Annotated in this window: 26 protein-coding genes and 1 pseudogene; 11 read left to right on the plus strand and 16 right to left on the minus strand. The window is 73.1% G+C overall.

What is annotated here, in order from left to right:
- Nucleotides 1-4: 4 nt before the first annotated feature.
- The gene (gene lgt, locus ACN263_RS20650; RefSeq protein WP_422736017.1) at nucleotides 5-1,183 is read right to left on the minus strand and encodes a prolipoprotein diacylglyceryl transferase; all 1,179 of its coding nucleotides are present in this window, start codon (nucleotides 1,181-1,183) and stop codon (nucleotides 5-7) included.
- 101 nt (nucleotides 1,184-1,284) lie between these two features.
- Between lgt and ACN263_RS20655 the strand changes: the two genes are divergently transcribed.
- Complete coding sequence (locus ACN263_RS20655; protein ID WP_422736018.1) at nucleotides 1,285-1,866, plus strand: NUDIX hydrolase; 582 nt, start codon at nucleotides 1,285-1,287, stop codon at nucleotides 1,864-1,866.
- Between the two features lie 167 nt (nucleotides 1,867-2,033).
- Here ACN263_RS20655 and trpA read toward each other — a convergent pair whose 3' ends face one another.
- Genes trpA through trpC form a run of 3 tightly spaced genes read right to left on the minus strand, consistent with a single transcriptional unit; the run spans nucleotide 2,034 to nucleotide 4,918 of the window.
- Nucleotides 2,034-2,837, minus strand: coding sequence for a tryptophan synthase subunit alpha (gene trpA, locus ACN263_RS20660; RefSeq protein WP_422736019.1), 804 nt, complete (start codon nucleotides 2,835-2,837; stop codon nucleotides 2,034-2,036).
- Nucleotide 2,838: 1 nt separating this feature from the next.
- A complete protein-coding gene (gene trpB / locus ACN263_RS20665; protein ID WP_422736020.1) occupies nucleotides 2,839-4,077 on the minus strand; it encodes a tryptophan synthase subunit beta in 1,239 nt (412 codons plus the stop codon).
- A 37-nt stretch (nucleotides 4,078-4,114) separates the two neighbouring features.
- Nucleotides 4,115-4,918 (minus strand): indole-3-glycerol phosphate synthase TrpC, encoded by an 804-nt coding sequence (trpC, locus tag ACN263_RS20670; protein WP_039906616.1) that lies wholly within the window; start codon nucleotides 4,916-4,918, stop codon nucleotides 4,115-4,117.
- Between the two features lie 487 nt (nucleotides 4,919-5,405).
- On the opposite strand from trpC, the gene ACN263_RS20675 reads away from it, so the two are divergent.
- Nucleotides 5,406-5,675: a hypothetical protein gene (locus tag ACN263_RS20675; RefSeq protein ID WP_422736021.1), complete on the plus strand. Its 270-nt coding sequence runs from the start codon at nucleotides 5,406-5,408 to the stop codon at nucleotides 5,673-5,675.
- A gap of 10 nt (nucleotides 5,676-5,685) precedes the next feature.
- Here ACN263_RS20675 and ACN263_RS20680 read toward each other — a convergent pair whose 3' ends face one another.
- The 4 genes and pseudogenes from ACN263_RS20680 to ACN263_RS20695 form a co-directional block, all read right to left on the minus strand.
- Nucleotides 5,686-6,285 carry a Trp biosynthesis-associated membrane protein gene (locus tag ACN263_RS20680; protein WP_422736022.1) on the minus strand — a complete coding sequence of 200 codons (600 nt, stop codon included), beginning with the start codon at nucleotides 6,283-6,285 and terminating at the stop codon, nucleotides 5,686-5,688.
- A 5-nt stretch (nucleotides 6,286-6,290) separates the two neighbouring features.
- Nucleotides 6,291-7,844, minus strand: coding sequence for an anthranilate synthase component I (locus tag ACN263_RS20685; RefSeq protein WP_422736023.1), 1,554 nt, complete (start codon nucleotides 7,842-7,844; stop codon nucleotides 6,291-6,293).
- Nucleotides 7,845-7,902: 58 nt separating this feature from the next.
- A complete protein-coding gene (gene hisI, locus ACN263_RS20690; RefSeq protein ID WP_422740768.1) occupies nucleotides 7,903-8,334 on the minus strand; it encodes a phosphoribosyl-AMP cyclohydrolase in 432 nt (143 codons plus the stop codon).
- 180 nt (nucleotides 8,335-8,514) lie between these two features.
- Nucleotides 8,515-9,201, minus strand: a pseudogene (locus ACN263_RS20695) (phosphoribosyl-AMP cyclohydrolase); the annotation flags it as partial.
- Between the two features lie 193 nt (nucleotides 9,202-9,394).
- On the opposite strand from ACN263_RS20695, the gene ACN263_RS20700 reads away from it, so the two are divergent.
- From ACN263_RS20700 to ACN263_RS20710, 3 genes are all read left to right on the plus strand, one after another.
- Nucleotides 9,395-10,135 carry an ABC transporter ATP-binding protein gene (locus ACN263_RS20700; protein ID WP_422736024.1) on the plus strand — a complete coding sequence of 247 codons (741 nt, stop codon included), beginning with the start codon at nucleotides 9,395-9,397 and terminating at the stop codon, nucleotides 10,133-10,135.
- The gene (locus ACN263_RS20705; protein WP_422736025.1) at nucleotides 10,132-10,887 is read left to right on the plus strand and encodes an ABC transporter permease; all 756 of its coding nucleotides are present in this window, start codon (nucleotides 10,132-10,134) and stop codon (nucleotides 10,885-10,887) included. Before ACN263_RS20700 ends, ACN263_RS20705 begins: the two co-directional genes overlap by 4 nt.
- Nucleotides 10,888-10,971: 84 nt before the next feature.
- Nucleotides 10,972-11,568: a TetR family transcriptional regulator gene (locus ACN263_RS20710; protein ID WP_422736026.1), complete on the plus strand. Its 597-nt coding sequence runs from the start codon at nucleotides 10,972-10,974 to the stop codon at nucleotides 11,566-11,568.
- 9 nt (nucleotides 11,569-11,577) lie between these two features.
- Here the strand turns inward: ACN263_RS20710 and ACN263_RS20715 are convergent, their stop codons facing one another.
- The 3 genes from ACN263_RS20715 to ACN263_RS20725 form a co-directional block, all read right to left on the minus strand.
- On the minus strand, nucleotides 11,578-12,327 hold the full coding sequence (locus tag ACN263_RS20715) for a DUF2470 domain-containing protein (RefSeq protein ID WP_422736027.1): 750 nt from the start codon (nucleotides 12,325-12,327) through the stop codon (nucleotides 11,578-11,580).
- A 94-nt stretch (nucleotides 12,328-12,421) separates the two neighbouring features.
- On the minus strand, nucleotides 12,422-14,212 hold the full coding sequence (locus ACN263_RS20720; RefSeq protein WP_422736028.1) for an ABC transporter ATP-binding protein: 1,791 nt from the start codon (nucleotides 14,210-14,212) through the stop codon (nucleotides 12,422-12,424).
- Complete coding sequence (locus ACN263_RS20725) at nucleotides 14,209-16,092, minus strand: ABC transporter ATP-binding protein (protein ID WP_422736029.1); 1,884 nt, start codon at nucleotides 16,090-16,092, stop codon at nucleotides 14,209-14,211. The genes ACN263_RS20720 and ACN263_RS20725 overlap by 4 nt, the downstream gene beginning before the upstream one ends.
- Before the next feature lie 170 nt (nucleotides 16,093-16,262).
- Here ACN263_RS20725 and ACN263_RS20730 point away from each other — a divergent pair, with 170 nt between their 5' ends.
- The 3 genes from ACN263_RS20730 (at nucleotide 16,263) to ACN263_RS20740 (ending at nucleotide 19,933) form a co-directional block, all read left to right on the plus strand.
- Nucleotides 16,263-16,892 carry a TIGR03085 family metal-binding protein gene (locus ACN263_RS20730; protein ID WP_422736030.1) on the plus strand — a complete coding sequence of 210 codons (630 nt, stop codon included), beginning with the start codon at nucleotides 16,263-16,265 and terminating at the stop codon, nucleotides 16,890-16,892.
- A 321-nt stretch (nucleotides 16,893-17,213) separates the two neighbouring features.
- Nucleotides 17,214-17,969 carry a terpene synthase family protein gene (locus ACN263_RS20735; protein WP_422736031.1) on the plus strand — a complete coding sequence of 252 codons (756 nt, stop codon included), beginning with the start codon at nucleotides 17,214-17,216 and terminating at the stop codon, nucleotides 17,967-17,969.
- 137 nt (nucleotides 17,970-18,106) lie between these two features.
- Nucleotides 18,107-19,933: an AMP-dependent synthetase/ligase gene (locus ACN263_RS20740; protein WP_422736032.1), complete on the plus strand. Its 1,827-nt coding sequence runs from the start codon at nucleotides 18,107-18,109 to the stop codon at nucleotides 19,931-19,933.
- Between the two features lie 58 nt (nucleotides 19,934-19,991).
- Here ACN263_RS20740 and ACN263_RS20745 read toward each other — a convergent pair whose 3' ends face one another.
- Complete coding sequence (locus ACN263_RS20745) at nucleotides 19,992-21,449, minus strand: PLP-dependent aminotransferase family protein (protein ID WP_422736033.1); 1,458 nt, start codon at nucleotides 21,447-21,449, stop codon at nucleotides 19,992-19,994.
- Nucleotides 21,450-21,508: 59 nt separating this feature from the next.
- Between ACN263_RS20745 and ACN263_RS20750 the strand changes: the two genes are divergently transcribed.
- Both ACN263_RS20750 and ACN263_RS20755 read left to right on the plus strand, forming a co-directional pair.
- A complete protein-coding gene (locus ACN263_RS20750) occupies nucleotides 21,509-22,195 on the plus strand; it encodes a YczE/YyaS/YitT family protein (RefSeq protein ID WP_422736034.1) in 687 nt (228 codons plus the stop codon).
- A 103-nt stretch (nucleotides 22,196-22,298) separates the two neighbouring features.
- Complete coding sequence (locus ACN263_RS20755; protein WP_422736035.1) at nucleotides 22,299-22,760, plus strand: hypothetical protein; 462 nt, start codon at nucleotides 22,299-22,301, stop codon at nucleotides 22,758-22,760.
- A gap of 38 nt (nucleotides 22,761-22,798) precedes the next feature.
- Here the strand turns inward: ACN263_RS20755 and ACN263_RS20760 are convergent, their stop codons facing one another.
- A complete protein-coding gene (locus tag ACN263_RS20760; protein WP_422736036.1) occupies nucleotides 22,799-23,341 on the minus strand; it encodes a GNAT family N-acetyltransferase in 543 nt (180 codons plus the stop codon).
- A gap of 12 nt (nucleotides 23,342-23,353) precedes the next feature.
- A complete protein-coding gene (locus ACN263_RS20765; RefSeq protein WP_422736037.1) occupies nucleotides 23,354-24,571 on the minus strand; it encodes a helix-turn-helix domain-containing protein in 1,218 nt (405 codons plus the stop codon).
- Nucleotides 24,572-24,745: 174 nt separating this feature from the next.
- On the opposite strand from ACN263_RS20765, the gene ACN263_RS20770 reads away from it, so the two are divergent.
- Nucleotides 24,746-24,994: a hypothetical protein gene (locus ACN263_RS20770; protein ID WP_422736038.1), complete on the plus strand. Its 249-nt coding sequence runs from the start codon at nucleotides 24,746-24,748 to the stop codon at nucleotides 24,992-24,994.
- Between the two features lie 334 nt (nucleotides 24,995-25,328).
- Here the strand turns inward: ACN263_RS20770 and ACN263_RS20775 are convergent, their stop codons facing one another.
- Nucleotides 25,329-25,535 (minus strand): DUF397 domain-containing protein, encoded by a 207-nt coding sequence (locus ACN263_RS20775; protein WP_422736039.1) that lies wholly within the window; start codon nucleotides 25,533-25,535, stop codon nucleotides 25,329-25,331.
- 23 nt (nucleotides 25,536-25,558) lie between these two features.
- Nucleotides 25,559-26,326 carry an imidazole glycerol phosphate synthase subunit HisF gene (gene hisF, locus ACN263_RS20780; protein ID WP_422736040.1) on the minus strand — a complete coding sequence of 256 codons (768 nt, stop codon included), beginning with the start codon at nucleotides 26,324-26,326 and terminating at the stop codon, nucleotides 25,559-25,561.
- Between the last annotated feature and the right edge of the window lie 43 nt (nucleotides 26,327-26,369).

Here is a 26,369-nt window from a genome sequence, read left to right on the forward strand (position 1 = left end):
CCGCTCAGCTGTCCCGGTCGGCGGGGCGTACGCCGGTGGCGTCGGCCCGGGCCTCGTCGCGCGCCTCGGGCGTGCCGTCGGTCGAGCCGGTGACCTGGTCACCGTCGGTCGCGTCGTCGGCGGAAGGCTCCGCGTCCTCCGGGCGCACCTCGTCGGCCGCCTCCGGTGGCGCCACGCCGGTGTCCCGCCAGGTGTCGTACTGCTCCTCGCTGACCACCCGGTAGCCCTCCGGGGCGGCGGCGCGGGCGCTCGTCTCACGGGCGGAGATGTCGACCTGGGACAGGTCGGAGTCGGTGGACGGCGTGGGGGTGGCCGCCGCGCCGATCGGGATCAGGTACTCCCGGGGGCCACGGACCCGTACGAAGTAGGCCAGCGCGCCGAGGAAGACCAGGGCCGCGGTCCACACGTTGAGCCGTACGCCGAGGATCTGGTTCGCCTCGTCGGTACGCATCAACTCGATCCAGAACCGGCCGGCGGTGTAACCCATCACGTACAGCGCGAACGCCCGGCCCCGGCCGAGTCGGAAACGCCGGTCCAGCAGCAGGACCAGTCCCGCCACCCCGACGTTCCACACCAGCTCGTAGAGGAACGTCGGGTGGTAGAGGCCCGGTTCGAGGATCGGCTGGCCGGCGTCGTCGCGCAGCGCGTGCCCCGGATTGTCCGGGTCCATCCGGTGGATCTCCAGACCCCACGGCAGCGTGGTCCGGCCGCCGAACAGCTCGTTGTTGAACCAGTTGCCGAGCCGGCCGACCGCCTGGGCCAGCGGCAGTCCGGGAGCGAGCGCGTCGGCCACCACGGTGAGCGGGATGCCGAGCTGTCGGGCCGCGATCCAGGCGCCCACCGCGCCCCCCGCGACCGCGCCCCAGATGCCGAGGCCGCCCTCCCAGATGTAGAACGCCTTCAGCGGTTCACCGCCGGCGCCGAAGTACTTCTCCGGCGAGGTGATCACGTGGTAGAGCCGGGCCCCGATGATGCCCGCGGGCACCGCCCAGACGGCGATGTCGAGCACCGCACCCGGCGCGGCACCACGGCGGCGCAGCCGGCGCTCGGTCATCCAGCAGGCCAGCACGATGCCGGCGATGATGCACAGCGCGTACGCCCGCAGCGGAAACGGCCCGAGCTGCCAGACAGCGGTGCTGGGACTGGGCAGGGCCGCCTGGGGGGATAGCGAGGCGATGGTCACGGGTGCACACGCTACCGCTGCGCACCCCCGCAGCGGCACCCCGGGCCGCCGCACGCGGTTCCCGATGACTTCTGGTTTGGACCGCCGTAGGCTCTTTGTCCATGAGCGCGCTCACCTGGGCGGTCGCCGCGGTCGTCACCGACGCCGCCGGCCGGGTGCTGCTCTGCCGGCAGGGCCGGGGCGAACGCCGGTACGCGCTGCCCGGCGGCCGTCTCCGTCCGGCGGAGAGCCCGGTACGCGCGGCGCTGCGCGACATCCGCGCCGAGACCGGCCGGGAGATCAACCTCGTCGATCTGGTCGGCCTGTACCACCTCGCGGGCACGACGACGCACGCGCCGGCCGGGCGGGCCGGACCGCTGCCGGACATCCTGGTGCACGTGTTCCGCGCCCGCGCCGCCGACGACGACGGATCGACCGCCGAACCCCGGCCGGGTTGCCGGCTGACATGGCACATTCCCACGGCGCTGCCCGATACCGTCACCCCGCTCACCCGGGTGGCCGTCACCGACGCGCTCGGCGGCCGCTCCGGCGTACTCCGGGCCGTGACCCGGAGCGGGCCCACGTCCGAGGGAGAACCGGCCGCGCGGGCGTGGCCGGTCGCTGCTCGCGACGATCGGCCGGAGGCCGGTCAGCCCCCTGGACAGCGCGGCGAGACGGCGACAGACCCGTCCCTCAGGCGCTGACTCGACATACCGGCCCCCGCGCCGGGCCAACGGCCGTCGGCGAGCCTGTGCCCGGGAGCGCACCCGCCAGGGAGCCTGATGCCTGTGCGTCATCACCATGACGCACAGGCATCACGGTCTTCAGCGAACGGCAGGCCCGGCGCCCGCGCCGCGAACGGTCCGAAGGGTCAGCGGGCCGGGTTGCGGACGCCCTCGGCCAGTTCGGCGCTCAGGGTACGCAGCGCGGCCAGCCCTTCGGCCTCGGAGGAGGCGTCCAGCACACACCGGACCAGCGCGCTGCCGACGATGACGCCGTCGGCGTACCCGGCAACGGTGCTGGCCTGCGCGCCCGTGCCCACCCCCAGGCCGACCCCGACGGGCAGGTCGGTGACCCCGCGCACCCGGGACACGAGCGTCGGAGCGGCGTCCGACGTACGCGCCCGCGCGCCGGTCACCCCCATCACCGCCGTGGCGTAGACGAAGCCCCGGCAGTGTTCGACGGTCATCGCGAGGCGGGCGTCGGTGGACGACGGCGACACCAGGAAGGTGCGGTCCAGCCCGTGGGCGTCCGAGGCGGCCAGCCACTCGGCCGCCTCGTCGGGAATCAGGTCCGGCGTGATCAGGCCGGTGCCACCGGCGGCGGCCAGATCACGGGCGAACACGTCCACGCCGTACCGCTCGACGGGGTTCCAGTAGGTCATGGTGACGACCGGCGCGCCGGTCGCCGCGACGGCCTCGATGACGCGCATCGTGTCGGCCGTACGGACCCCGCCGGCCAGCGCGATGTCGCTGGCCTTCTGGATGACCGGACCGTCCATCACCGGATCGGAGTACGGGATCTCCACCTCGATGACGTCGACGCCGGCCTCGACCATCGCCGTCATGGCCGCGATGCTGCCCTGCACGGACGGGAACCCGGCCGGCATGCAACCCACCAGGACGGCCCGTCCGTCGGCCCGGGCCTTGTCGAAGGCCACCCCGATACGACTCACCTCAGCGCTCCTTGTCGAGGATGCCGAAGTAGTCCCCGGCGGTGTGCACATCCTTGTCACCCCGGCCGGAGAGGTTCACCACGATGGTGGGCTCCCGGCCCAGCTCGGCGGCGAGCTTCGGAGCCAGCGTCACGGTCCCGGCGAGCGCGTGCGAGCTCTCGATCGCCGGGATGATGCCCTCGGTGCGGCAGAGCAGTTCGAAGGCGGCCATCGCCTCCTCGTCGGTGACCGGCAGGTAGCTGGCCCGGCCGGTGTCGTGCAGCCAGGCGTGCTCGGGCCCGACGCCCGGGTAGTCCAGGCCGGCGGAGATCGAGTGCGACTCCAGGGTCTGCCCGTCGGCGTCCTGCAACACGTACGTGCGGGTGCCGTGCAGCACGCCCGCCGACCCGCCGGTGATGCTGGCCGCGTGCCGGCCGGTGGCCACCCCGTCCCCGCCGGCCTCGAAGCCGTACAGCCGGACGTCCTCGTCGCCGACGAAGGCGTGGAAGATGCCCAGCGCGTTGGAACCGCCGCCGACGCAGGCGGTGACCGCGTCCGGCAGCGCGCCGGTCAGGTCGAGGCACTGTTGGCGGGCCTCGTCACCGATGCCCCGGACGAAGTCACGCACCATCGCCGGGAACGGGTGCGGCCCGGCGGCGGTGCCGATCAGGTAGTGGGTCGCGTCGACGTTCGCCACCCAGTCACGCATCGCCTCGTTCATCGCGTCCTTGAGGGTGCGCGAGCCGGTGGTGACCGGGACGACCGTGGCGCCGAGCATCCGCATCCGGGCCACGTTGAGCGCCTGCCGCTCGGTGTCGACCTCGCCCATGTAGACCACGCACTCGAGGTCGAACAGGGCGGCGGCCGTCGCGGTGGCCACGCCGTGCTGGCCCGCCCCGGTCTCGGCGATCACCCGGGTCTTGCCCATCCGCTTGGTGAGCAGCGCCTGACCGAGCACGTTGCGGACCTTGTGCGCGCCGGTGTGGTTCAGGTCCTCCCGCTTGAGCAGCACCCGGGCGCCGACCTTCGCGGAGAACCGGCGGGCCTCGTAGAGCAGCGACGGTGTGCCGGCGTAGTCGCGCAGCAGCGCGCCGAACTCGGCCCGAAAGGACTCGTCCGCGATCGCCGTACGCCACGCCCCGTCGAGCTCGTCCAACGCGGCCACCAGGGCCTCGGGCACGAACCGGCCGCCGAAGCGACCGAAGTGACCGGCGGAGTCGGGCTGCGAACCGGCCACCGGGGCCAGCGCGTCGGCGCTCATCGGACAATCCTCTCGGTGGGGCGGCACACCGGCGCGGTCAGCGCACCGGCCGGGGCGTCGCCGGGTGGTTGCCGGCGTTGACCAGTTCGGCCACCGCCTCGCGTGGACTCTTCTGGGTGACCAGGCCCTCGCCGACCAGCACGGCGTCGGCGCCGGCCGAGGCGTACCGGATCAGGTCGTGCGGGCCGCGCACGCCGGACTCGGCGATCTTGACGACGCTGCTCGGCAGGCCGGGCGCGATCCGCTCGAACACCGACCGGTCCACCTGAAGGGTACGCAGGTCACGGGCGTTGACCCCGATCACCTGCGCGCCGGCCTCCAGCGCCCGGTCGGCCTCCTCCTCGTCGTGGACCTCGACCAGCGCGGTCATGCCCAACGACTCGATCCGCTCCAGCAGGCCCATCAGCACGTTCTGCTCGAGGGCGGCCACGATCAGCAGGACCAGGTCGGCGCCGTGCGCGCGCGCCTCGTGCACCTGGTAGCTGGAGACCACGAAGTCCTTGCGCAGCACCGGCACGGTGACCGCGGCCCGGACGGCGGCCAGGTCGTCCAGCGAGCCGCCGAACCAGCGCCCCTCGGTCAGCACGCTGATCGCCCGCGCCCCACCCGCCGCGTAGTCGACGGCGAGGTCGGCCGGATCGGCGATCTCGGCCAGCCGGCCCTTGGACGGTGAGGAGCGCTTGACCTCGGCGATGACCGCCACACCGGGCTTGCGCAGCGCCGCGTACGCGTCCAGTGGCGGCGGCGCGGCCGCGGCCAGTTCACGGATCCGTTCCAACGGAACCTGCTCCTGGCGACGGGCGACGTCCTCGCGCACGCCGGCCAGAATCTCGTCGAGCACGCTTACGGACGCCGCCTGACCGGCCTCGTCCCCCTCCGCGTGCGCATGCTCAGCAGTCACCAACGGACTCCCCTCTCCGGGTGTCATGGGCCGATGCTAGGGGCAGCCGACCGAGGCCGGGAGCCGGGGGTATGGCGCTGCTCACGAAAAGGCCTGCGGCATAATGGCCGACTTGCCGTGAACGGGATGTCACGCAGCGCCACCTCCGGTATCGACCGCCGTCACAGGACGAGAGCCCGCCGACCCCGGTCGTACCGAGCCGACCCATCGATCATGCCATCCACTCCGGGTCGCCGCCCGACGGCAGCGACGGCAGTCGATGTTGTGAGCAAGCTCAAGGCCGAACGGCCCCTCCCAGGTCGTGGGCGTGGCGAGACAGTTGACGGGGCGGTCACCCGGGCGAAACGTCGGCCGGTCAGCATCGTCCTCGGGCAGACTCGACGACGCGCCTGCCCCACCGTCGACGACTCCTCGTGCGGAGTGAGCCATGAATACTGCCGAGTCGAACTCCAGCATCGGACTGACCACCATCTCGCGGACCATGGCGTCGCTCGCCGTCGGGGTGGTGCACACCCTGGAGCGGGCCGTCGTCGGCGAGGGCCGGATGCGCACCGCCCGCGGCAACGCCTGGGAGGCGGTCTGCGCCGACCGCGCCCGCGCCGACCGACGCGCCGAACTGGACCGCCTGGTGGCCGAGCTGACCGCCGCCCGCGCCGTCGCCGGCCGCCCGCAGCGGGACCGGCAGCCGGTCGGCTGAGAACGCGCCCTCAGCCGGCCGTCGGATCCTCTCCCCGGTCCAACGCGTCCCACGCCTCGGTGGTCCGCCGACCGGCCATCGGACCCGGGCCGGCAGCCGTCGTCGACGTACTCTCCGTGACGGTCCGCGTCGGTCGCTCGTAGCGGGCACCCATCGTCGGCCACCCGCCGCCCCGCAGCGCCGTCCACCCCCCGCCCACGGCGACGAGCAGACCGCCGACCAGGCAGAGCGCCGGCCACTGCCGACTCACCACCCCGCCGAGGTCGGCGACCAGTCCGTAGCCGGCACCGGCCGCCACCGCCAGGCCCAACGCGCCGAGCAGCACACCCAGCAGCCGCCGTACCCGACCCCGGGTGGCCAGCACCGCGCCACCACCGGCCAACGCCACCACGGCCAGCGCCGGGAGCCACGGCAGCAGGGCGGCCCCACTGCGGGCCGCCCGCACCGGCGGCAGCGGCGCCGGCCGCGCGGTCACCTCGACCGACCAGCCCCGGGTCGCCGCCCACACCGCCAGGCCCGCGCCGGCAAGACAGAGCAGCATCGCGTACGCCAGCCCGCGCCGACCGGCCCCGGCCCGCCCACCCGGCTCCGGCCGCTCGTGGTCGGTCATCGCGCTCATCGGGCGGCCCGGAGCGTTTCGGCGGCGGCGATCGCGGCCAGCACGGCGGCGGCCTTGTCCCGGGTCTCCTGCTCCTCGGCGGCCGGATCCGAGTCGGCGACCACCCCGGCGCCGGCCTGCACGTACGCGCGGCCGTCACGGATCAGCGCGGTCCGGATGGCGATCGCCATGTCCAGGTCGCCGCCGAAGCCGAAGTAGCCGACCGTGCCGCCGTAGACGCCCCGGCGTACCGGCTCCAGCTCTTCGATGATCTCCATGGCGCGCACCTTGGGCGCGCCGGAGAGCGTCCCCGCCGGGAAGGTCGCGGCGAGCGCGTCGAACGCGGACCGGTCGTCACGCAGCGTGCCGGTCACGGTGGAGACGATGTGCATGACGTGGCTGTACCGCTCGATGGTCGCGAACTCGGGCACCTGGACACTGCCCGGCTCGCAGACCCGGCCCAGGTCGTTGCGGCCCAGGTCGACGAGCATGACGTGCTCGGCGCGCTCCTTGGGGTCGGCGAGCAGTTCGGCGGCCAGGCCGGCGTCGGCCGCCGGGGTGCCGCCGCGCGGCCGGGTGCCGGCGATCGGGTGCAGCAGTGCCCGCCGCCGCCCGTCCGCGCCGGCGGTGACCTTCAGGTGCGCCTCCGGGGACGAGCCGACGATGTCGAACCCGTCGAAGCGCAGCAGGTACATGTACGGGCTGGGGTTGCTGGTGCGCAGCACCCGATAGACGTCCAACGGGTCGGCGTGGGTGGCCCGCTCGAACCGCTGGGACAGCACGATCTGGAAGCACTCGCCGGCCCGGATCGCCTCCTTGGCCGCCTGCACGGCCTTGACGTAGCCCCCCTCGGGCGTACGACAGACGACCTCGCCGGCCGGGGGGCGCGCGACCGTCGAGATCATCGGCGGGATGGGCCGGGACAGCGCGGTGGTCATCGCGTCGAGGCGGCCCACCGCGTGGTGGTACGCGGCGCTGACGTGCGCGTCGCGGCCCGGGGCGTCCAGCGGCGGCAGCACCGCGTTGGCGACCAGGATCGCCGAGCCGTCGTAGTGGTCGAGCACCACCAGGTCGGTCGCCAGCATCATGCCCAGCTCCGGCACCCCGAGGTCGGACTCGGTCAGCTCGGGCAGCCGCTCGAAACGGCGGACGATGTCGTAGCCGAGGTAGCCGACCATGCCCCCGGTCAGCGGGGGCAGACCGTCGCCCGGATCGCCGGGCGGGCCGGCGAGCGCCGCGACGGTGTCCCGCAGCACCCGCACCGGGTCGCCGTCGGTGGGCAGCCCGGCCGGGGGCTGCCCGAGCCAGGTCGCCACGCCGTCCCGCTCGACGAGGGTCGCGCTGCTCCGTACGCCGATGAACGAGTACCGCGACCAGGCCATGCCCGCCGAACCGACCCCCTGCTCGGCCGATTCGAGCAGGAACGTGCCCGGCCCGCCGGCGAGCTTGCGGTAGACCCCCACCGGGGTCTCGGCGTCGGCCAGCAGCCGTCGGGTGACCGGCACGACCCGCCAGCGGGCGGCCAGTTCGGTGAAGGTGGCCAGGTCGGGGCTCACCGCGCCGTCGGTCATCCGGCGACCCGCCTCTCGTTGACGGCCGCGAGGTCGCGCCGGATCGCGCCCACGGTGGTCACCGCGCGTCCGGCGCGGTCACCGGCAGTTCGGTGAAGAAGCACGTCCGGTGCCCGGTGTGGCACGCCGCGCCGACCTGCTCGACGCTGACCAGCAGCGCGTCGCCGTCGCAGTCCAGGGCGACCGAGCGGACGTACTGGTGGTGCCCGGAGGTGGCGCCCTTGACCCAGTACTCGCGCCGGCTGCGCGACCAGTAGGTGGCCCGGCCGGTGGTCAGGGTGCGGTGCAGCGCCTCGTCGTCCATCCAGGCGACCATCAGCACCTCGCCGGAGTCGTGCGCGCGTACCACGGCGGCGACCAGGCCGTCGGGGGTGCGGCGCAGCCGGGCGGCGATGGCCGGATCGAGCCGGGACGGACGGACCGGCGGCGACGCCACCGGGCCGCTCGGTTCGCTGGGGACGCCGGTCACCGGCGCGTCAGGTACGGGCACAGTTGCCCATTGTCCCGCACGGGGCGTGGGCACCGGCGACGGCTCCCGCCCAGGGTGCGGCCGGTGCCCCGCGGGCCGCGCCAGCTGGGCCACGTACCGGTCGAGGCGGCCGTCGACCAGGGCGTCGGCCAGGTCGGCGCCGGAGGCGTCGGCGATCTCCGCGGCGTACGGGCGGATCAACGGCAGGATGCCGGCGACCAGCCGCACGGCGGCGGCCCAGAGCTGCCCGGTGGCGCCCGGACGCAGGCCGAGGCAGAGCAGCATGTCCTCGCGGTACCCGGCCGGGGCGACCGGCAGTTCCAGGGCGGCCGCGAACGCCGCGCGTCGGGACGACACCCGCACCGACGGGTTCGCCGGGCGCAGCACCGACGGGCAGAGTCGGGCCAGGTCCGCCACGGCGAGCCGGACGCCGAGGCGGTCGGCCGCGGCCCGGGCGGCGGCGGCCTTGCCGAGCAGCGCGATCAGCTCCTCCAGCCGGGGCGGCTCGGCGGGTTGGCAGAGCACCGGCAGGTCGATCCGGGGCCGCCAGTGCGGGTCCGCCCAGAGCAGCCGGGCCGGCGCGGTGACCGGCAGTCCGAACGCCCAGTCGGCCGGCTCACCGAGCCGGTGCACCCAGGAGCGGACGTCGCGCGCCGCCACCGAGACGTGGGTGACCCGCCCGGCGGTCTCGGCCAGGTACGCGCGGCGGGCGGCGTACGGCGAGCCACCGACCAGCACGTCGAGGTCGACGTCGCTGTGCGCGGTGGCCGCCCGCCGGGCGTGACTGCCGCGCAGCAGGATGCCGACGACCGGTCGTTCGGCGGCGTCCCGCAACCGCGCGGCCCAGTCCTCGAGAAATCCGCTGTGCGGTAACGGAGCGTGACCCACGGCGTCATCGTGCCGTACGTCCGATCAGCACGCAATGCCCGTTGCCGGACCCGCTGTCCGGTCCGAAGCCTACTGCCCGTTGTCACGCTGGGCGCGAGGGCGGGCACCAGCGGACAGGCCGGCCGTTGCGCGGACAGCCCACTCCGCTCTAGCGTGGAATTCAACAAACGATGAGTTTCTCGGGAGGTGCGCGATGGACGACGCGATAGGCGTCCGCGACCTGGTGGTCGATCGGGGTGGGCGACGAGTGCTGGACGGCATCACCTGCGCCGTCCCGCAGGGCGCCGTCACCGGTCTGCTCGGGCCCAGCGGCAGCGGCAAGACCACTTTCATGCGCGCGGTGGTCGGCGTGCAGGTGGTCACCTCGGGCACGGTGACCGTGCTGGGCCAGCCGGCGGGCGCACCGGCGCTGCGACACCGGGTGGGCTACCTCACCCAGGCGCCGAGCGTCTACGCCGACCTGACCGTGCGGGAGAACGCCCGCTACTTCGCGGCCCTGTACGGGCGCGGCCGGGCCGAGGCCGACGAGGCGGTCACCGCCGTCGGGCTGGCCCAGGCGGCCGGCCAGTTGGTCGCCACCCTCTCCGGCGGCCAGCGCAGTCGGGCCTCGCTGGCCTGCGCCCTGGTGGGTGACCCGGAACTGGTCATCCTGGACGAGCCGACGGTCGGTCAGGATCCGGTGCTGCGGGCCGATCTGTGGGCCCGGTTCCACGCCATGGCCGCCGCCGGCACCACCCTGCTGGTGTCCAGTCACGTGATGGACGAGGCGGCCCGCTGCGACCGGCTGCTGCTGATCCGGGAGGGACGGCTGATCGCCGACGACAGTCCGGACGCGATCCGCGCCGCCGCCGGGGTGGACGACCTCGACGAGGCGTTCCTGCGGCTGATCCGGGCCGGCGAGGCGAAGGCGTCCGCCGGAAGGGGAAACTCATGAACGGGCGGATCCTGGCGGCCACCATCGGCCGCGTCCTACGCCAGCTCCGGCACGACCGGCGGACCATCGCCCTGCTGGTGGTGGTGCCGACCGTCCTGCTCACGCTGGTCTACTACATGTACGCCGACAAGCCGACACCGCCGGGACAGCCATCGGTGTTCGACCGGGTCGCGTTGGTCATGCTGGGCACCTTCCCCTTCGTGATCATGTTTCTGGTGACCAGCATCGCGATGCTGCGCGAGCGCACCTCCGGCACCCTGGAACGGCTGCTCACCACCCCGCTGGGCAAGCTCGACCTGCTGTTCGGGTACGGCATCGCGTTCGGGCTGGCCGCCGCCGTGCAGGCCACCCTGGCGGCCGGGCTGGCGTACTGGGCCTTCGATCTGCGAACGCTCGGCAGCAGCGGTCTGGTGATCGGGATCGCGGTGCTCGACGCGGTGCTCGGGGTCGCCCTCGGCCTGCTGTGCAGCGCCTTCGCCCGCACCGAGTTCCAGGCAGTACAGTTCCTCCCGGTCGTGGTGATCCCCCAGCTCCTGCTGTGTGGACTGTTCGTGGCCCGGGACGAGATGGCCGGCTGGCTCCAGGGGCTCAGCGACGCTCTGCCCCTGACGTACGCCATCGAGGCGTTGCAGGAGGTCGGCGCCCACGCCGAGCCGACGGCGACCATGTGGCGGGACGTGGGTGTGGTGTTCGGCGCGGTGGTGTTGGCGCTGGTGCTCGCGGCGGCGACGCTGCGCCGGCGCACCGGCTGACCGACCGGCGGCGACCCGCGCGGGGCGGGTCGCCACCCGCCGCCGGGCGGACCGGCGGCGTCAGCGGATGAGCGAGGGGCGGCGATGACGCGGCGTACCGGCCGGCGACCCGGCAACCCGGACACCCGGGAGGCGATCCTCGACGCGGCGCGGGCGACGTTCGCCGAACGGGGTTTCGACGCCGCCCCGATCCGTGCCATCGCCGCCACCGCCGGGGTGGATCCGGCGCTGGTCCACCACTACTTCGGCACCAAGGACCAGCTCTTCCGGGCCGCGATGAACTTCCCGGTGGACCCCGCCGAGCTGCTGCCGGGTGTGCTGGCCGGTGACCAGGACGGCGTCGGCGAGCGGCTGGTCCGGACCTTCGTCGGCATCTGGGACTCGCCGGCCGGCAGCGCCGGGGTGGCGCTGGTGCGGTCGGTGCTGAACAGCGAGTGGACCGCGCGGCTGCTGCGGGAGTTCGTCACCACGCAGGTGCTGCGCCGGGTGCTCGACCAGCTCGACGTCGATCCGGCCGAGGTACCGATGCGGGGCTCGCTGGTCGCCACCCAGCTGATCGGGCTCGCCATGATCCGGCACGTGGTGCGGCTGGAGCCGGTCGCGTCGGCCGATCCGGAGATCCTGGTCGCCACCATCGGTCCCAGCGTCCAGCGGTACCTGACCGGGCCGCTGCCGATCTAGGGCTGCGTCTCAGCGGGGCGGGTACGCGTCGGCGGGGCGGCGCAGCGGCGGGAGCAGCCGGCCCAGCTCGTCCGGGCCGCTGAGCGGGCACGGGAACGCCAGCCGGACGCGGCGTCGCGCGCCGGGGCGTCCGAGGGCGACCACCAGCCCGTAGCGGTCGATGCGCACCACCCGCGGCGGTCCGTCCGGGGTGTGCTCGGTCAGCCCGAGTTGCCGGCGCAGGTAGTCGGTGACGGCGGCGGGGTCGTGCCGGGCGAAATCGGCCAGCAGCAGGGCTTCGCACGGGTGCATCGGGTCCGGCTCCGCCTCGGCGTACTCCCCCGGGTCGATCCGGTACACGACCCCGGCCCGCTCCCAGCGGACCTCGGCCACCTCGAAGCGGAACAGCCGGAACCGGCCGCCCACGTCGAGCAGGTCACCGGTCGGCTCGACGGCGGCGAAGTCGACCGCGGCCCGGCGTGCCTCGTCGTCGTGCAGTTCGGCGGCCCAGCCGGAGACCCAGGCCCGCCCGAGACCGGGAGCGCCGGCCGCGGGCGGCAGGTCGAGGACGTCCAGGACCACCGCGACGTCGGTGCCCCCGGCGGCCGGCTGGAGCGCGCCGCCCAGGTGGCTGGCGACCGGCACCAGCAGCAGCACCCGGCCGTCGGGGTCGGTCACGTGCCGGGCGTGGTGCGGACCCGGGCGGCGAGCCAGGTGGACGAGGCCGGGCAGGCGACCGGCGACGAGGGTACGGACGATCTCGGCGGGGCTGGGCCGCATGGCGCAACCTCCTTCAAAGGTTAGCCTTACCTAACCGGAGCGTAGAGCACCCGGACCACCCCGTCCACCAGCGGAAGCCCGTGACACCGACCCGTTACCTGGTCTGCTCCAGCCAGGAGGCGTACAGCAGCCCGTAGACCGAGTCGGCGTCGCGCACCAACTCGTCGTGCGGACCCCGCTGCACGATGCGCCCCCGGTCCACCACGATGACCTCGTCCGCCACCTGGGCGGTGGAGAGCCGGTGCGCGATGGCCAGGGTGGTCCGTCCCCGGGTGACGGCGTCCAGGGTGCGCTGCAACCGCACCTCCGTCGCCGGGTCCACCGCGCTGGTCGCCTCGTCCAGCACCAGCAGATCCGGATCGGCCACGTACGCCCGGGCCAGCGCGACGAGCTGCCGCTCCCCGACGCTCAACGCCTCACCACGCTCCCCGACCGGGGTGTTGAGGCCGGCGGGCAGACCGTCCAACCAGTCCGCCAGACCCAACTCCGTGAAGGCGGCCGCCAGCTCCTCGTCGGTCAGCTCCGGCCGGGCGAACCGCACGTTGTCCCCCACCGTCGCGTCGAAGAGGAACCCGTCCTGCGGCACCATCACCACCCGCGAGCGCAGCGAGTCGAAGCGCACCTGCGCCAGCGGCACCCCGGACAGCAGCACCGCGCCCGCCGACGGATCCATCAGTCGGGTGAGCAGCTTCGCGAAGGTGGTCTTGCCACTGCCCGTCTCGCCGACCACGGCCACCCGGCTCTTCGCCGGGATCTCCAGGTCGATGTCGTGCAGCACCGGCGGGCCGCCAGGGTAGGCGAACCGCACCCCCGAGAACCGGATGTCCAACGGACCGATCGGCAGGTCCCGGCCCTGCTCCCCGGGGTCCGCGACGTCCGGGGCGACGTCCAGCACGTCCAGCACCCGCCGCCAGCCCGCGATCGCGTTCTGCGCCTCGTTGAGCACCTCGGTGGCGATCTGCACCGGCTGGATGAACAGCGTCACCAGGAACAGGAACGCGGTGAGCTGGCCGATCGACAGCGTGCCGTCCACGCCCAGCGTCACACCGAGCACCACCACGCCGGCCAGCGCCAACCCGGCCGCCAACTCACCGACCGAGCTGCCCACGATGCTGATCCGGATGGCCCGTTGCTGGGCCACCCGCTGGGCGTCGATGGCGTCGTCCAACCGCCGCTCGGTGCGCCCCGCGATGCCGTACGCCCGGATCACCGGCGCGCCCACCACGCTCTCGCCGATCGCGCCCAGCAACGCGCCGGTGCGCTGACGCACCGTCGCGTACGCCGCGCCCAGGCGGCGCTGCAACTGGCGGATGACCAGCACCGCAGGCAGGAACGCCGCCAGCACCACCAGGGTCAACTGCCAGGAGTACGCCAGCATGACGGCCGTCGTCACCACCAACTGACCCAGGTTGACCAGCAGGATCACCCCGCCCCACTGGAGGAACTGGGTGATCTGGTCGACGTCGCTGGTCACCCGGGACACCAGCGAGCCGCGCCGCTCCGACTGCTGGTGCAGCATCGACAGGTCGTGCACGTGCCGGAACGCCCGCGTCCGCACGTTCGCCAACGCCGTCTCGCTGACCGTGAACAGCCGGCGCATCATCAGGTAGCCGCACGCGGTGGTGACCACCAGGATCGCCGCGGTGACCGCCACCACCGACCAGACGACGTCCAGCTTCAGACCGCCGACGATGCCCCGGTCGATGCCCTGCTGCACCGCCACCGGAACGGCCACCCGGCCCACCATGTAGACCAGGGCCAGGGCCAGGGTGGCGGCCAGCCCGGTCCGCAGCTCGGGCGAGAGCGCCAGCCCGCGCCGCAACGTCTGCCAGGTCGTCTCCGTCCGCGCGTCCCGCTCGTCCGTCGTCACCGTCGTCGTACTCAATGGTCCACCTCGATCTCCAGGCCCGACGGCAGCGGCGCCACCTCGTCGTCGTACGCGCGCTCCTGCGCGCGGTCGACCTCCGCCTGCTCGTACGCGGTGACCAGGTCCACGTACCCGGGCACGGTGGCCAGCAACTCGGTGTGCGTGCCCCGGGCGACCACCCGGCCCTGCTCGACGTAGATGACCTCGTCGGCCAGGGCGATGGTGGCCCGGCGGTACGCCACGACGAGGATCGACGCGGCGGGGACCCCCGGCTCACCGGCCGAGGAGCGCAGGCCGGCAAGGATGGCCGCCTCGACGCGGGGGTCCACGGCGCTCGTCGCGTCGTCGAGCACCAGCAGGCGGGGCCGGCCGGCGAGCGCGCGGGCCAGCGTGAGCCGCTGCCGCTGCCCGCCGGAGAGCGAGGTACCCCGCTCGCCGACCATCGTGTCCAGCCCGTCGGGCAGCGCCGCGACGAACCCGTCCGCCTCGGCCAGGCGCAGCGCCGCCCAGACGGCCTCGTCGTCGATGCCCGGCCGGTCCAGGGCGATGTTGGCCCGTACGGTGTCGTCGAAGACGAACGGCACCTGCGCCACCAGCGCGACCGTGCCGGCCAGCGACGCGGCGGTCAGGTCGCGGATGTCCACGCCGTCCAGCACGACGGTGCCCGAGTCCGGGTCGACCAGGCGCACGGCGAGCGAGGCGATTGTCGACTTGCCGGCGCCGGTGGGCCCGACCAGGGCAACCGTACGGCCGGCCGGGACGGTGAAGCCGACCTCGCCGAGCACCTGTGCACCGGCCTCGTGGGCCTCGGCCGGCGGGTAGGAGAAGTGCACGTCGGTGAAGGTGAGCGTGGCCGGGCCCGGGGTGGCCGGGTCGAGCACCCGCTGCCCGTACGGCATCTCGCCGGTGGCGTCGAGGACCCGGCGTACCCGGTCCCAGCCGGCGACGCTGCGCGGCAGCTCGGCCAGCACCCAGCCGATGGCCCGCACCGGGAAGGCCAGCACGGTGAAGAGGAAGGCGACGCTGACCAGCTCGGTGACGCTGATCGCGCCCTGGCGCAGCCGGAACGACCCGACCACCAGCACGGCCAGGGTGCCGAGGCTGGGCAGTGTCTCCAGCAGCGGGTCGAAGACGCCGCGCAACCGGCCGACCGCGATGAGGGCGTCGCGCAGCTCACCGGCGCGGCCGGCGAACCGGGCGGTCTCCTGCGCCTCGCGGCCCATCGTCTTGACCACCAACGCGCCGTCGAAGCTCTCGTGGGCGATGCCGCTGACCTCGGCGCGCAACCGCTGCGCGCGGGCCTGGCGGGGCGCCATCCGGCGGGAGTATACGACGTTGAGCGCGAACAGCGCCGGGAACACCGCCAGTCCGACCAGCGCGAGGGCCCAGTCGGTGGCGAACAGCGAGACGATCGCGCCGACCAGCATCACCAGCGTGCCCACCGCGAAGGGCAGCGGCGCGATCGGGTACCAGGCCGCCTCCACGTCGGAGTTGGCGTTGGACAGCAGCGTGCCGGTGGCGTTGCGGTGGTGCCAGGACAGCGGCAGGTCCAGGTAGCGGCGGGTGACCCGGCGACGGTAGGCGGCCTGGAGCCGGTACTGCATGTAACCGGCCCCGAGCCGGCGGCCGAAGATGCCGACCACCCGCAGCACGCTGATCCCGAACAGGGCGACCGCCGCCAGCGCCAGCGTGCCGACGCCGACCTCGCCGCGCGCGATCGCCGGCACCACCACGTCGCCGACCACCGCGCCCACCACGTACGCGCTGACGATGACCATCGAGCCGAACAGCACGCTGCCGACCACGGCAACCGTGAAGATCCGTGGCTGCTCGCGGATCGCCTGCCGCAGAACCCCCAGCCCTCTGCCGAGCACGTCCCGGCTTGTCCTGCTCGCCACGCTCTCCCCCGCCGTAAGCCACAATTATCTACCTCATCCTTACCGGTGCGGACCGGTGCCGCCGACCCGGACGGGATATGTCGACCATCACGTACTCCGCGCCAGGTGCAACGGGACGAGCGAGCCCGGCTCGACGCGCGGCGACGGAGGTCCGGGCCTACGATCGGCGCATGTCGCGGTACGCCCGAGCCGAGCGCGAGGCGCTGGCCGATCTCCTGCTGGCCCTCGGGCCCGACGCACCGACGATCAACGAGGGCTGGGCGACCCGCGACCTCGCCGCGCACCTGGTGCTGCGCGAACGCCGCCTGGACGCGGCCGGCGGGATCCTGCTGGCGCCGCTGCGGGGGTACGCCGAACGGGTCCGTCGCCGGCTCGCCGCCGGCCCCTACCCGGAGCTGGTGGCGCGGGTACGCCGACCGCCGGTGTGGAGCCCGATCAGCAACCCGCTGACCGACGAGTTGGTCAACACGATGGAGTTCTTCATCCACCACGAGGACGTGCGGCGCGCGGTCGCGGGTTGGCAGCCGCGCGAGCTGCCGCGTGGCCTCCAGGCCACCCTGTGGAAGCGGGCCGCCCCGATGGCCCGGCTGGCGCTGCGCCGCTTCCCGGCGGACCTCTACGTACAGGCGCCCGGGTACGGCGAGATCTCCGTCGGCCGGGGCGGCGACCGGCTGCGGGTGGTGGGCGCTCCGGCCGAACTGACCCTGTTCCTCTCCGGTCGGCAACGGGTCGCCCGGGTGCAGCTCGACGGCTCCGCCTCGTCGGCCCGGCAGTTGCGCAACGCCAGCCTGGGGATGTGACTTTCTGCGCTTAATCGGTCACAGCAATGCCGGACGAATGCCTCAGTCCCAACGATGCGCACCGATACCTCCTCCCGTACGCTTCACCGCGCCGTTCCGCGCCGGGGCGGCACGATGTGGGGGCACACGATGCGAAGTTTCGCAATCTCGGCGCTACGGGAACCCTCCTTCACGGCGGGGCGCCACAAGTTCACGGACGGGGTGGCCAGTGAGAGCGTCGAGTGGGCGCGCGCTTTCGGCTTGGTCGATTCCGGTCACATTCATCGCCTGCGACGGGCGGACGCCGCCGGTCTGGCGGGCCGAGCCTGCCCGGACGGGCCGGTGCGGGGGCTGCGCCTTCTCACCGACCTGATCTCCTGGCTCTTCGTGATGGACGACGCCTGCGACGAGGACGGCCTCGGGGACGATCCGGGCCGGCTGGCGCCGATCATCGCCACCCTGCTCGGCGTGCTGGACCGCGCCGGCGACCCGGACGCCCCGCCGCCACCGGAGGCCGGCCCGCTGGGCGCCGCGCTGCACGACCTGTGCCGCCGGACCCGGGCCGAGGGCCAGGCGCCGATGCTGCTGCGGTTCGTCAGCCAGGTCCGCCAGTACCTGCTGGCCCTGCTCTGGGAGGCCAGCAACCGGCAGCGACGCCGGGTGCCGGGGGTGACGGAGTACGTCCAACTGCGCCGGCACATCGGCGGCGTGCACCCGTGTCTCACCTTGACCGATCTCGCGTCGGAGCAGCCACCCGGGCCGGCCCGGCGGGCCGATCCGGCGCTGGCCGCCCTGGATCTGCTGGCGGTGGACCTGGTGTGCTGGTGCAACGACCTCTTCTCGTACGGCAAGGAGAGCCGGTCCGATCCGGACGCGCACAACCTGGTGACGGTCATCGCCCAGGAGCGCGGCCTCGGCGAGACGGACGCCCTCCGGGCCGCGGCGGACCGCTTCAATCAGGGGCTGCTGGCGTACCAGGCGGCGGAGGACGGCTTGCTGGCCAGCGGGGTCGAGGCACTGCACTCGCCGTTGGCCGCGCGGCGCAACTGGGTCCGGGCCACCTACGACTGGTCGGTGGTGGCTGCCCGCTACGCCTGATTCGGCGCTCCGGTCGGCGGGACGAGACCGCCGGACGATCACCGGCACTAGCCGATGCCCGGTATCAGGCAATACTCTTCGGTAACCGAAATGACGTGACGACCGTCACGCCACCACCCCCGAAGGCGGCTACAGCGATGGCTCTCGATGTACCGTACCGTTCCATCCCGGACATGTTCCTCAAGCGCGTGGCGGCCACCCCCGACCGGCACGCGTTCGCGTCCCCGACCCCTGACGACTCGGGGCCCCACTGGTTGACCTGGGAGCAGGTCGGCCAGCGCGCCAAGGCGGTCGCCGCCGGCCTGCACGCGCTCGGCGTCGGCCAGGAGAACCCGGTCGCGATCCTCGCCAACACCCGGCTGGACTGGGTGGTCGCCGACCTCGGCATCATGTGCGCCGGCGGGGCGACCACCACCGTCTACCCGACCACCGAGCCGGCGGACGCGACGTACATCATCGCTGACTCCGCCTCGCGGGTCCTCTTCGCGGAGAACCCGGCGCAGGCCGCCAAGATCGCCGGAGCGGACCTGCCGGCGCTGACCCACGTGGTGCTCTTCGACGGCACCCCCGACCCGAACGCCGCGATCCCCCAGCTCACCCTCACCGAGCTGGAAGAGCGGGGCAGCCGGGCACTGGCCGACGAGCCCGACCTGATCGACATGCTGGTGGCCGGCATCGGCCCCGATCACCTGGCCACCCTGATCTACACCTCCGGCACCACCGGCCAGCCCAAGGGCGTCGAGCTGTTGCACGGTGGGTGGTGCTGGGAGGCGGTGGCGCAGGCCGACGTCGGGCTGCTGCGCGACGACGACCTGCAGTACCTGTGGCTGCCGCTGGCGCACTCGTTCGGCAAGACGCTGCTCTGCGGCGCGATCCACGTCGGCCTGCCGACGTACGTCGACGGGCGGGTGGAGAAGCTGGTCGACCTGCTCGCGGTGATCCGACCGACGCTGATGTGCGGCGCTCCCCGGGTCTTCGAGAAGGTCTACAACCGGGCGGTGACCACCGCGCAGGGCGCCGGCGGCGCGAAGGCGAAGATCTTCGCCTGGGGCGTGCAGGTCGGCAAGGAGAAGGTCGCGCTGGAGCAGGCCGGCAAGCCGGTGCCGGCCGGGCTCAAGTTCCGGTACGGGCTGGCCGAGAAGCTGGTGTTCAGCAAACTCCAGGCCCGCCTGGGCGGTCGGATGCGGGTGCTGGTCTCCGGCGCCGCGCCACTGAGCCCGGAGATCGCCACCTTCTTCGCCGCCGCCAACCTGCCCATCTCGGAGGGCTACGGCCTGACCGAGACCAGCGCCGGCAACTTCGTCAACCCGCCGGACGGGCTGCGCATCGGCACGGTGGGCAAGGCGATGGGCGACCTGGAGTGCCGGATCGACACCGACGGCGAGATCCTGGTGCGGGGTCGGCCGGTGATGCGCGGTTACCACAACCTGCCCGAGGAGACCGCCGCCGCGTTCACCGAGGACGGCTTCTTCCGTACCGGCGACATCGGCACCCTCGACGAGCAGGGCTACCTGCGGATCACCGACCGCAAGAAGGACCTGGTCAAGACCTCGGGCGGCAAGTACATCGCGCCGTCGCACATCGAGGGCATGTTCAAGGCCATCTGCCCGTACACCTCGCAGGCGGTGGTGATCGGGCAGGCCCGCAACTTCTGCACGATGCTCGTCACGCTCGACGCGGACGCCATCCGGGGCTGGGTGGCCGGCGGCCCGCTGGAGGGCCGCGACTACACCGAGATCGTCGCCTCGCCGGAGGCGCAGGCGATGGTCGAGGAGTACGTCGCCCAGCTCAACGCCAAGCTCAACCGCTGGGAGACGATCAAGAAGGTGGCGATCCTGCCGCGTGACCTGACCATCGAGGACGGCGAGATCACCCCGTCGCTGAAGATCAAGCGTCGGGGCGTGGAGGGCAACTTCGCCGCCGAGATCGACAAGATGTACGCCGGCACCCTCGCCGAGCTGTAGCAACGGACGGTCGTGGCCCCGTACCCGCTCGGGTGCGGGGCCACCGGCGTCCTCGCGCTCAGGCGATGACGGACGGCTCCGGCCACCGTTGCCGGCCGCTGCGGTCCAGGTCGTACCGGACCGTGGCGATCCGCTCCACCGCCTCCGTCAGCTCGGCCGCCGGCAGGGTGAACGGCAACCGCAGGAAACGTTCCAGGGTGCCGTCCAGACCGAACCGGGGCCCGGGCGCGAGTCGTACGCCGACCTCCTCGGCGGCCCGGGCGAGCGCGCTGGAGACCGGGCCGTCCAGCTCGGCCCAGAGGGTCACGCCGCCGCGCGGCACGGTCACCCGCCAGTCCGGCAGTCGGTCCGCCAGCGCGCCGAGCAACGCGTCGCGCTGGGCGGCGAGCTGCGCCCGCCGGTCGGCGACGATGGCCGCCGCGTCGGCGAGCAGGTGCACCGCGACGAGCTGGTCGAGCACCGGGCTGGACATGTCCACGCCGACCCGGACGGCGGCCAGCCGCTGCACCTGCGGCGCGGAGGCGCGTACCCAGCCGATCCGCAGGCCACCCCAGTACGGCTTGCTCATTCCCCCGATGCTGACCACCCGCGAGTGCCGGTCGAACGCGGCGGTGGGCGGGGGCAGCTCGACGCCGTCCAACGGCAGGTCGACGAAGGACTCGTCGACGATCAGGTCGGTGCCCACGGCGTGGGCGGCGGCGACCACCCGCTCGCGCAACGCGGCGGGCATCAGGTGCCCGGTCGGGTTCTGGAACTCCGGGATCAGGTACGCCAGCTTGGGTCGAGTCTGCCGCAGGCTGCCCAGGAGCAGGTCGGGCTCCCAGCCACCGGCCTCGGCGGACAGACCGTGCGTGGTGATCCGGGCCCGCCGACCGGCCAGCGCGGCGAGCGCGTTGGGATAGGTCGGTGACTCGACCAGCACGCTGCCGCCGGGTGCCAGGGCCAGGCGCAGCACCAGGTCCAGGGCGTGCTGGGTGCCGCTGGTAACCATGATCTGGTCGGCCGAGGTGGGCAGTCCGCGCGCGGTGTAGCCGGCGGCCACCGCCTCGCGCAGCTCACCGATGCCGGTCGGGTGGTAACCGGCGCCGCCCAGGTAGCGGGGCAGATCCTCGACGGCGGCCCGGGCGGCCGCGGGCAACTGCGGCGGGGCCGCCAGCGCGGCGACGCCGAGGTCGATCATGTCGCGGTCGTCCAACGGGGTCCACAGGCCGGTGCTGGCGACCCGGTGGTTGCCGGGCAGCATCGTCCAACTGCCGGCGCCCCGGCGGCTGGCCAGGTGGCCGGTCTCGCGCAGCTCCCGGTACGCGGCGGTGACCGTGGTACGGCTGATCCGCAGCGCCTCGGCCAGCTCACGCTCGGCCGGCAGCCGGACTCCCAGGGGAAGCCGGGCGTCGGCGAGCAGCCCGCGTACCGCGCCGGCGAGCGCGGCGTAGTCGGGGCTGCGACGACGGCCCGGCAGGGCGTGCCACTGCCCCAGCAGCCGCGCCAATTGGACCCCTCGCACCTGACCGGTCATGGCCACTCCTCGGATATTGGCTTCTTCCTCCGGGAGGATTGGCACCTAGGGTGGCATGCATGGCACTGATTGGCAATCTGCGGGAGCGGCCGGTACGTCGGCTCAGCCAGCTCTACGCCGGGCTCGTCCTCTACGGGGTGAGCATGGCCCTGATGGTCCGCTCCGACCTCGGCCTGGACCCCTGGGACGTCTTCCACCAGGGGTTGTCCGAGCTGACCGGGCTCTCCTTCGGCACGGTCACCATCGGTGTCGGCGCGCTGGTGCTGCTGCTGTGGATCCCGCTGCGCCAGCGGCCCGGCCTCGGCACCGTCAGCAACGTGGTGGTGGTCGGCCTCGTGGTGGACGCCACCCTGGTCCTGCTACCCGCCGGTGGTCCCCTCGGCGTCCGCATCGCCCTGTTGATCACCGGGATCGTCGCCAACGGGGCGGCCACCGCGCTCTACCTCGGCGCCCGCCTCGGCCCCGGTCCCCGCGACGGGCTGATGACCGGCTTCGTCGCCCGTCGTCCCCGTTTCTCGGTGCGCCTGGTGCGTACCGTCATCGAGATCACCGTGCTCGCGCTGGGCTGGCTACTCGGCGGCACGGTCGGCGTGGGCACCGTGGCGTACGCGTTGGCCATCGGCCCGCTGGCGCAGTTCTTCATCCCGCTCGTCGCGGTGCCCCCGGCCAAGGCCGACGACACTGACGACGAATCGACGGTCACCGCCGGTGATCCGTCGCGTGCCCCGGCCACCCCGGCCGGATGAGGTGTTCACCGACCGTTCACGCACCGGCACGCCGCGCTGGTGGAAGTGGGCTCGTTGGAGGGTGGGTGTTCCCTTCCGCGTCGCTCGCCGTCATCATCTCTGCATGGGGGAGAACGGTTGGCGCTGGAGCGACGCCTGGATCTTCGTGTCGTTGGTCATCGCGAGCGGCGCCGGGCGGCACCGACGCTCCGCGACCAGCCGCCGGCCGGAAGGCGTACGTCTGACCGACGTACTGTCCACCGCCGACCACCTGAACCACGCGATTCCCGAACGGCACGAGGTGGAGGCCGCGGTCCAGCGGCTGGTCGGCGCGGGCCTGGTCACCGTCGCCGACGGGTGGTTCCGCATCACCGCCGAGGGTGAGCAGCTCTGGCGCAGCCGACCCCGTGCCGGCGTCGCCACCATGGTCGACACCGTGCAGGGCGTGCTGAGCCGCCGGCACGCCCCGGGTCACGCCGACTGGATCCTGGACGAAGCCGACCACGCGGCGGCCGTGCAGGAGTACGCGGTCCGCTCGATCCCCACCCCGCGCCGGTCGCCCGAGGGCCACTCCGGCGGCCACTGACCTCTGTCGTCGCTCAGCACGGCGGATGCGGCCGGGGGTCAGCGACGCCGGACCGGCACAGGGGGTAACGGCAGGACCAGCAGGTGCATGGGTGTGCCGTCGGGCATCGCCGATCCGCCGACCTGCTGCCACCCCGCGCGCCGGTACACGGCGCGGGCGGGTGCGGCCGGGTTGGCCGCGAGGGTCGCCCACCGTTCGGGCCGCCCGTCGAGGAGCCGGCGGATGAGTTCCGCGCCGATCCCCTCGCCGCGCCGGTCGGGACGCACGACCCACTCCATGACCGCGAACTTCTCGGCAGCGCGAAGATCGGCGGGAGGCTCGATGTCGGCACGCGTCCACCACCGGCCGGCGGCCATCGTCCACCCGTACGCCGCACCGACCAGATCGCCCGCGTCCTCGGCGGCGACGAGGGTGAACCCCGGACGTCGTGACTCGTCGGGGAGGCCGCCGGCGAAGCCGGCCACCTGCTCCGGTCCCTCGGTGTACGGCGGTTCGGCGTAGACGACCGCGTACAGACGCACCAGCGCCGGAAACACCCCGAGCGCCGATTCGGGGGTATGCACGGTGAACGTCACGGGCATCGTGGCGGGGCCTTAAGCCTGAATCCGCTCGGCGAGATCAGTGAACCCTGTCCTGGACCGTTCCACCGTGGGTACCGCGCCCGTGACCTGAGCGGCCACCGAGCGCAGCGAATGGTTGTGCAGGTGGGCTGGCAACGCGTCGAGGGTGTCGGCCGCGTGCCGCAGTCCGTCGGCAATGTGCCCGCCCCGAATCAGCCGGGCTGCCTGGTGCAGTTGGACCTGGGCACGTAGCCGCACCTGCGAGGCCGGATACAGGCCGAGGACCAGATCCTGCGCGACCTCAGCGTCCGCCAGCCGGCCGGCGTGGGTGTACACCCACGATTCGGTGTGGTGGACCCGATGTTCCGGCCACCCCCACAGCGACTCCACGTCCCGCACGATCGCGGCCGGCAACCGCTGGGCGAGATCGGCGAGTTGCCGCACCATTGCCACCGCCTCCGTATGCCGCCCGGCCAACGACAGGGCTTGCGCCCGGCCGGCGAGCAGCCCGCACGCCGCTGACGTGGACTGCCGACCCAGCAGGGGCACCACCTCGTCCGACAATGCGACGACCGCCGATGGTGGACGTCCGTCGTAGCAGCCGTTCACCACATCCCACGCCCGCACCAACACCCGGGTATCGGCGTCGCCGGACTCGTCGGCAACCCGATGGGCGGTCTGCCACCAGCGGCGGCCCATCACGACCTGGCCCGACGCGACGAGGCTCAACGCGACGATGACGGAGAGGCGGGAGGCAACTCGCAGGAGACCAAGGCGGCGCGTGCCGGCGACGACGGCGATCTGGTGTTGCAACACGGTCAAGTCAGCGCTCAGTTGGGCCATCAACGCGGGGCGAGGTTGTCGGTAGTAGCCGTGGCCGTAGTCAGCGGCGATCTGCTCCCACTCGTCATGGTCGGGAGTCGCCGCGTCGCCGAGGCCGTGGCGAAGGGCCTCCAGTCCAGCCAGAGGCGCGACGGCTGGGGCGGCGGCCAAGGCCGTCATGGCCCGCAGCATCGTACGTCTATGCAGGTCGATGGCACCGGCGTGGTCAGTGCGATACGCCTCAATGAGCGCACCGTAGGCGTTCAGTGCCCGATCGCAGGCTGTGGCCAGCGCGGCGGTGGGGCGGCGGTTGCCGCGCTCCACCTGGGAGATGTGGCTGTACTGGAAATGGATGATGGCACCGAGCTGTCGCAGGGACAGTCCGGCGCTCTCTCGATGCTGTCTGAGCAACTTCCCGAAAGCGTCCATAGTCGGCTCCCAGCGTGTGCAGGAGCGTGTGCACACCGCGCACGCCTGCCGTATGGGCAGCTTATCGGCCAGGCTCGACGTGTCAGTACAGCTGGCGCAGCAGCTTCCGGCGGGATCGGCGGACCTGTCGCTGCCGCCTCCGGTGATGTCCACCTCTTGCCCTCGGAGCCGAGCATGACCGACAGCCTTCACGTGCCTGCGGGCACCCTGCTGCACCTGCTGGCGTGGGAGATCATCCCGAATCCGACCAACCGCGACGAGCTGGTGTGGGCGGTGGTGGTGGACCATATGCCGGTCGGCGGAATGGTGCGGCTGCGAGGGCACACGTGTGCTGGCCCCATGCCGGATTGTGCCGGCGGGTGGTGCTTCGAGGCGCAAGTGTCGGTCGCGGCGATCCGCGCGAACATGGGTGGAGCGCGGTGAGTGCACCCCCGCCGAACAACTACTTACCCGCTGGTGGCGGATTCTGACCGAGCACGAACCGCGACACGGGCGATGCCCGGTCTGCGGCACACGTGCCCGATGCTGGGCATGGGCCGGAGCATTCGCAGATCTGATCGCGCATGACGCGTACCATCTGGGTCCGCCGTCACCCTGCGCCGACGGTGGGCGGTGACCCTCGGTCATCGCCGTGGGAGCGGATGCGGTCGCGCGCGTGATACCTGAGAGTCATCTTGATGCTCTGAGGTATCACCAGCACAGGGACACGGCAGGCAGCCGCAGCGGATCAGCGGCGTCGGTGTTCGAGTCGCGTGGATCAAGGCCGCGGGCTGGCGTGCTTGACCCTGTCGATGAATGCCGTCCACGCCGCCACGGTCACGACGAGGAACGGGCCGCATGGGTCCTTGGAGTCACGGATGCCGACCGCATGCGACGCCAGAGCAACTTCGACGCATTCGGCATTCCCGTTCAAGCTACGGCTGCTCTTGCGCCATGTGGTGCTGGTCAGGAAGGCACGGTTCATGTGGTCCTCCTTTGCAGGAGCCGCTAGCGCACCGGGTGGCCGCTGCGGCGCAGGGCGTCCTTGACCTCGCCCACCGTCAGCTCGCCGAAGTGGAAGACGCTGGCCGCGAGCACCGCGTCGGCTCCGGCGCCGATCGCCGGCGGGAAGTGCGCCACCTCGCCGGCTCCCCCACTGGCCACGACGGGCACGTCCACCACGGCCCGCACCGCGCCGATCAGTTCCAGGTCGAAGCCGGCCTTGGTGCCGTCGGCGTCCATCGAGTTGAGCAGGATCTCCCCCGCGCCCAGCTCGGCGACCCGCTGGGCCCAGCCCACCGCGTCGATGCCGGTGCCGCGCCGGCCCCCGTGGGTGGTGACCTCGAAACCGCTGGGCGTGTCGCCCGTGGGCGCGCGGCGTACGTCGAGGGAGAGCACGAGCACCTGCCGGCCGAACCGGTCGGCGATCTCGGCGATCAACTCCGGCCGGGCGATGGCGGCGGTGTTCACGCCGACCTTGTCGGCTCCGGCGCGCAGCAGCGTGTCGACGTCGCCGACCTGCCGGACCCCGCCCCCGACGGTCAGCGGGATGAAGACCGACTCGGCGGTGCGGCGCACCACGTCGAGCATGGTGCCCCGGTCGCTGGAGGACGCGGTGACGTCGAGGAAGGTCAGCTCGTCGGCGCCGGCCCGGTCGTACGCGGCGGCCAACTCCACCGGGTCGCCCGCGTCGCGCAGGTCGAGGAAGTTGACCCCCTTGACCACCCGCCCGGCGTCCACGTCGAGACAGGGGATCACCCGTACCGCCACCGTCATGCCGTCAGCCTATCCTCCGCGTCCGGCGCGGCGGCCGACCCGA

The organism is Micromonospora sp. WMMD729, from assembly GCF_049315225.1.
GTDB lineage: Bacteria > Actinomycetota > Actinomycetes > Mycobacteriales > Micromonosporaceae > Micromonospora.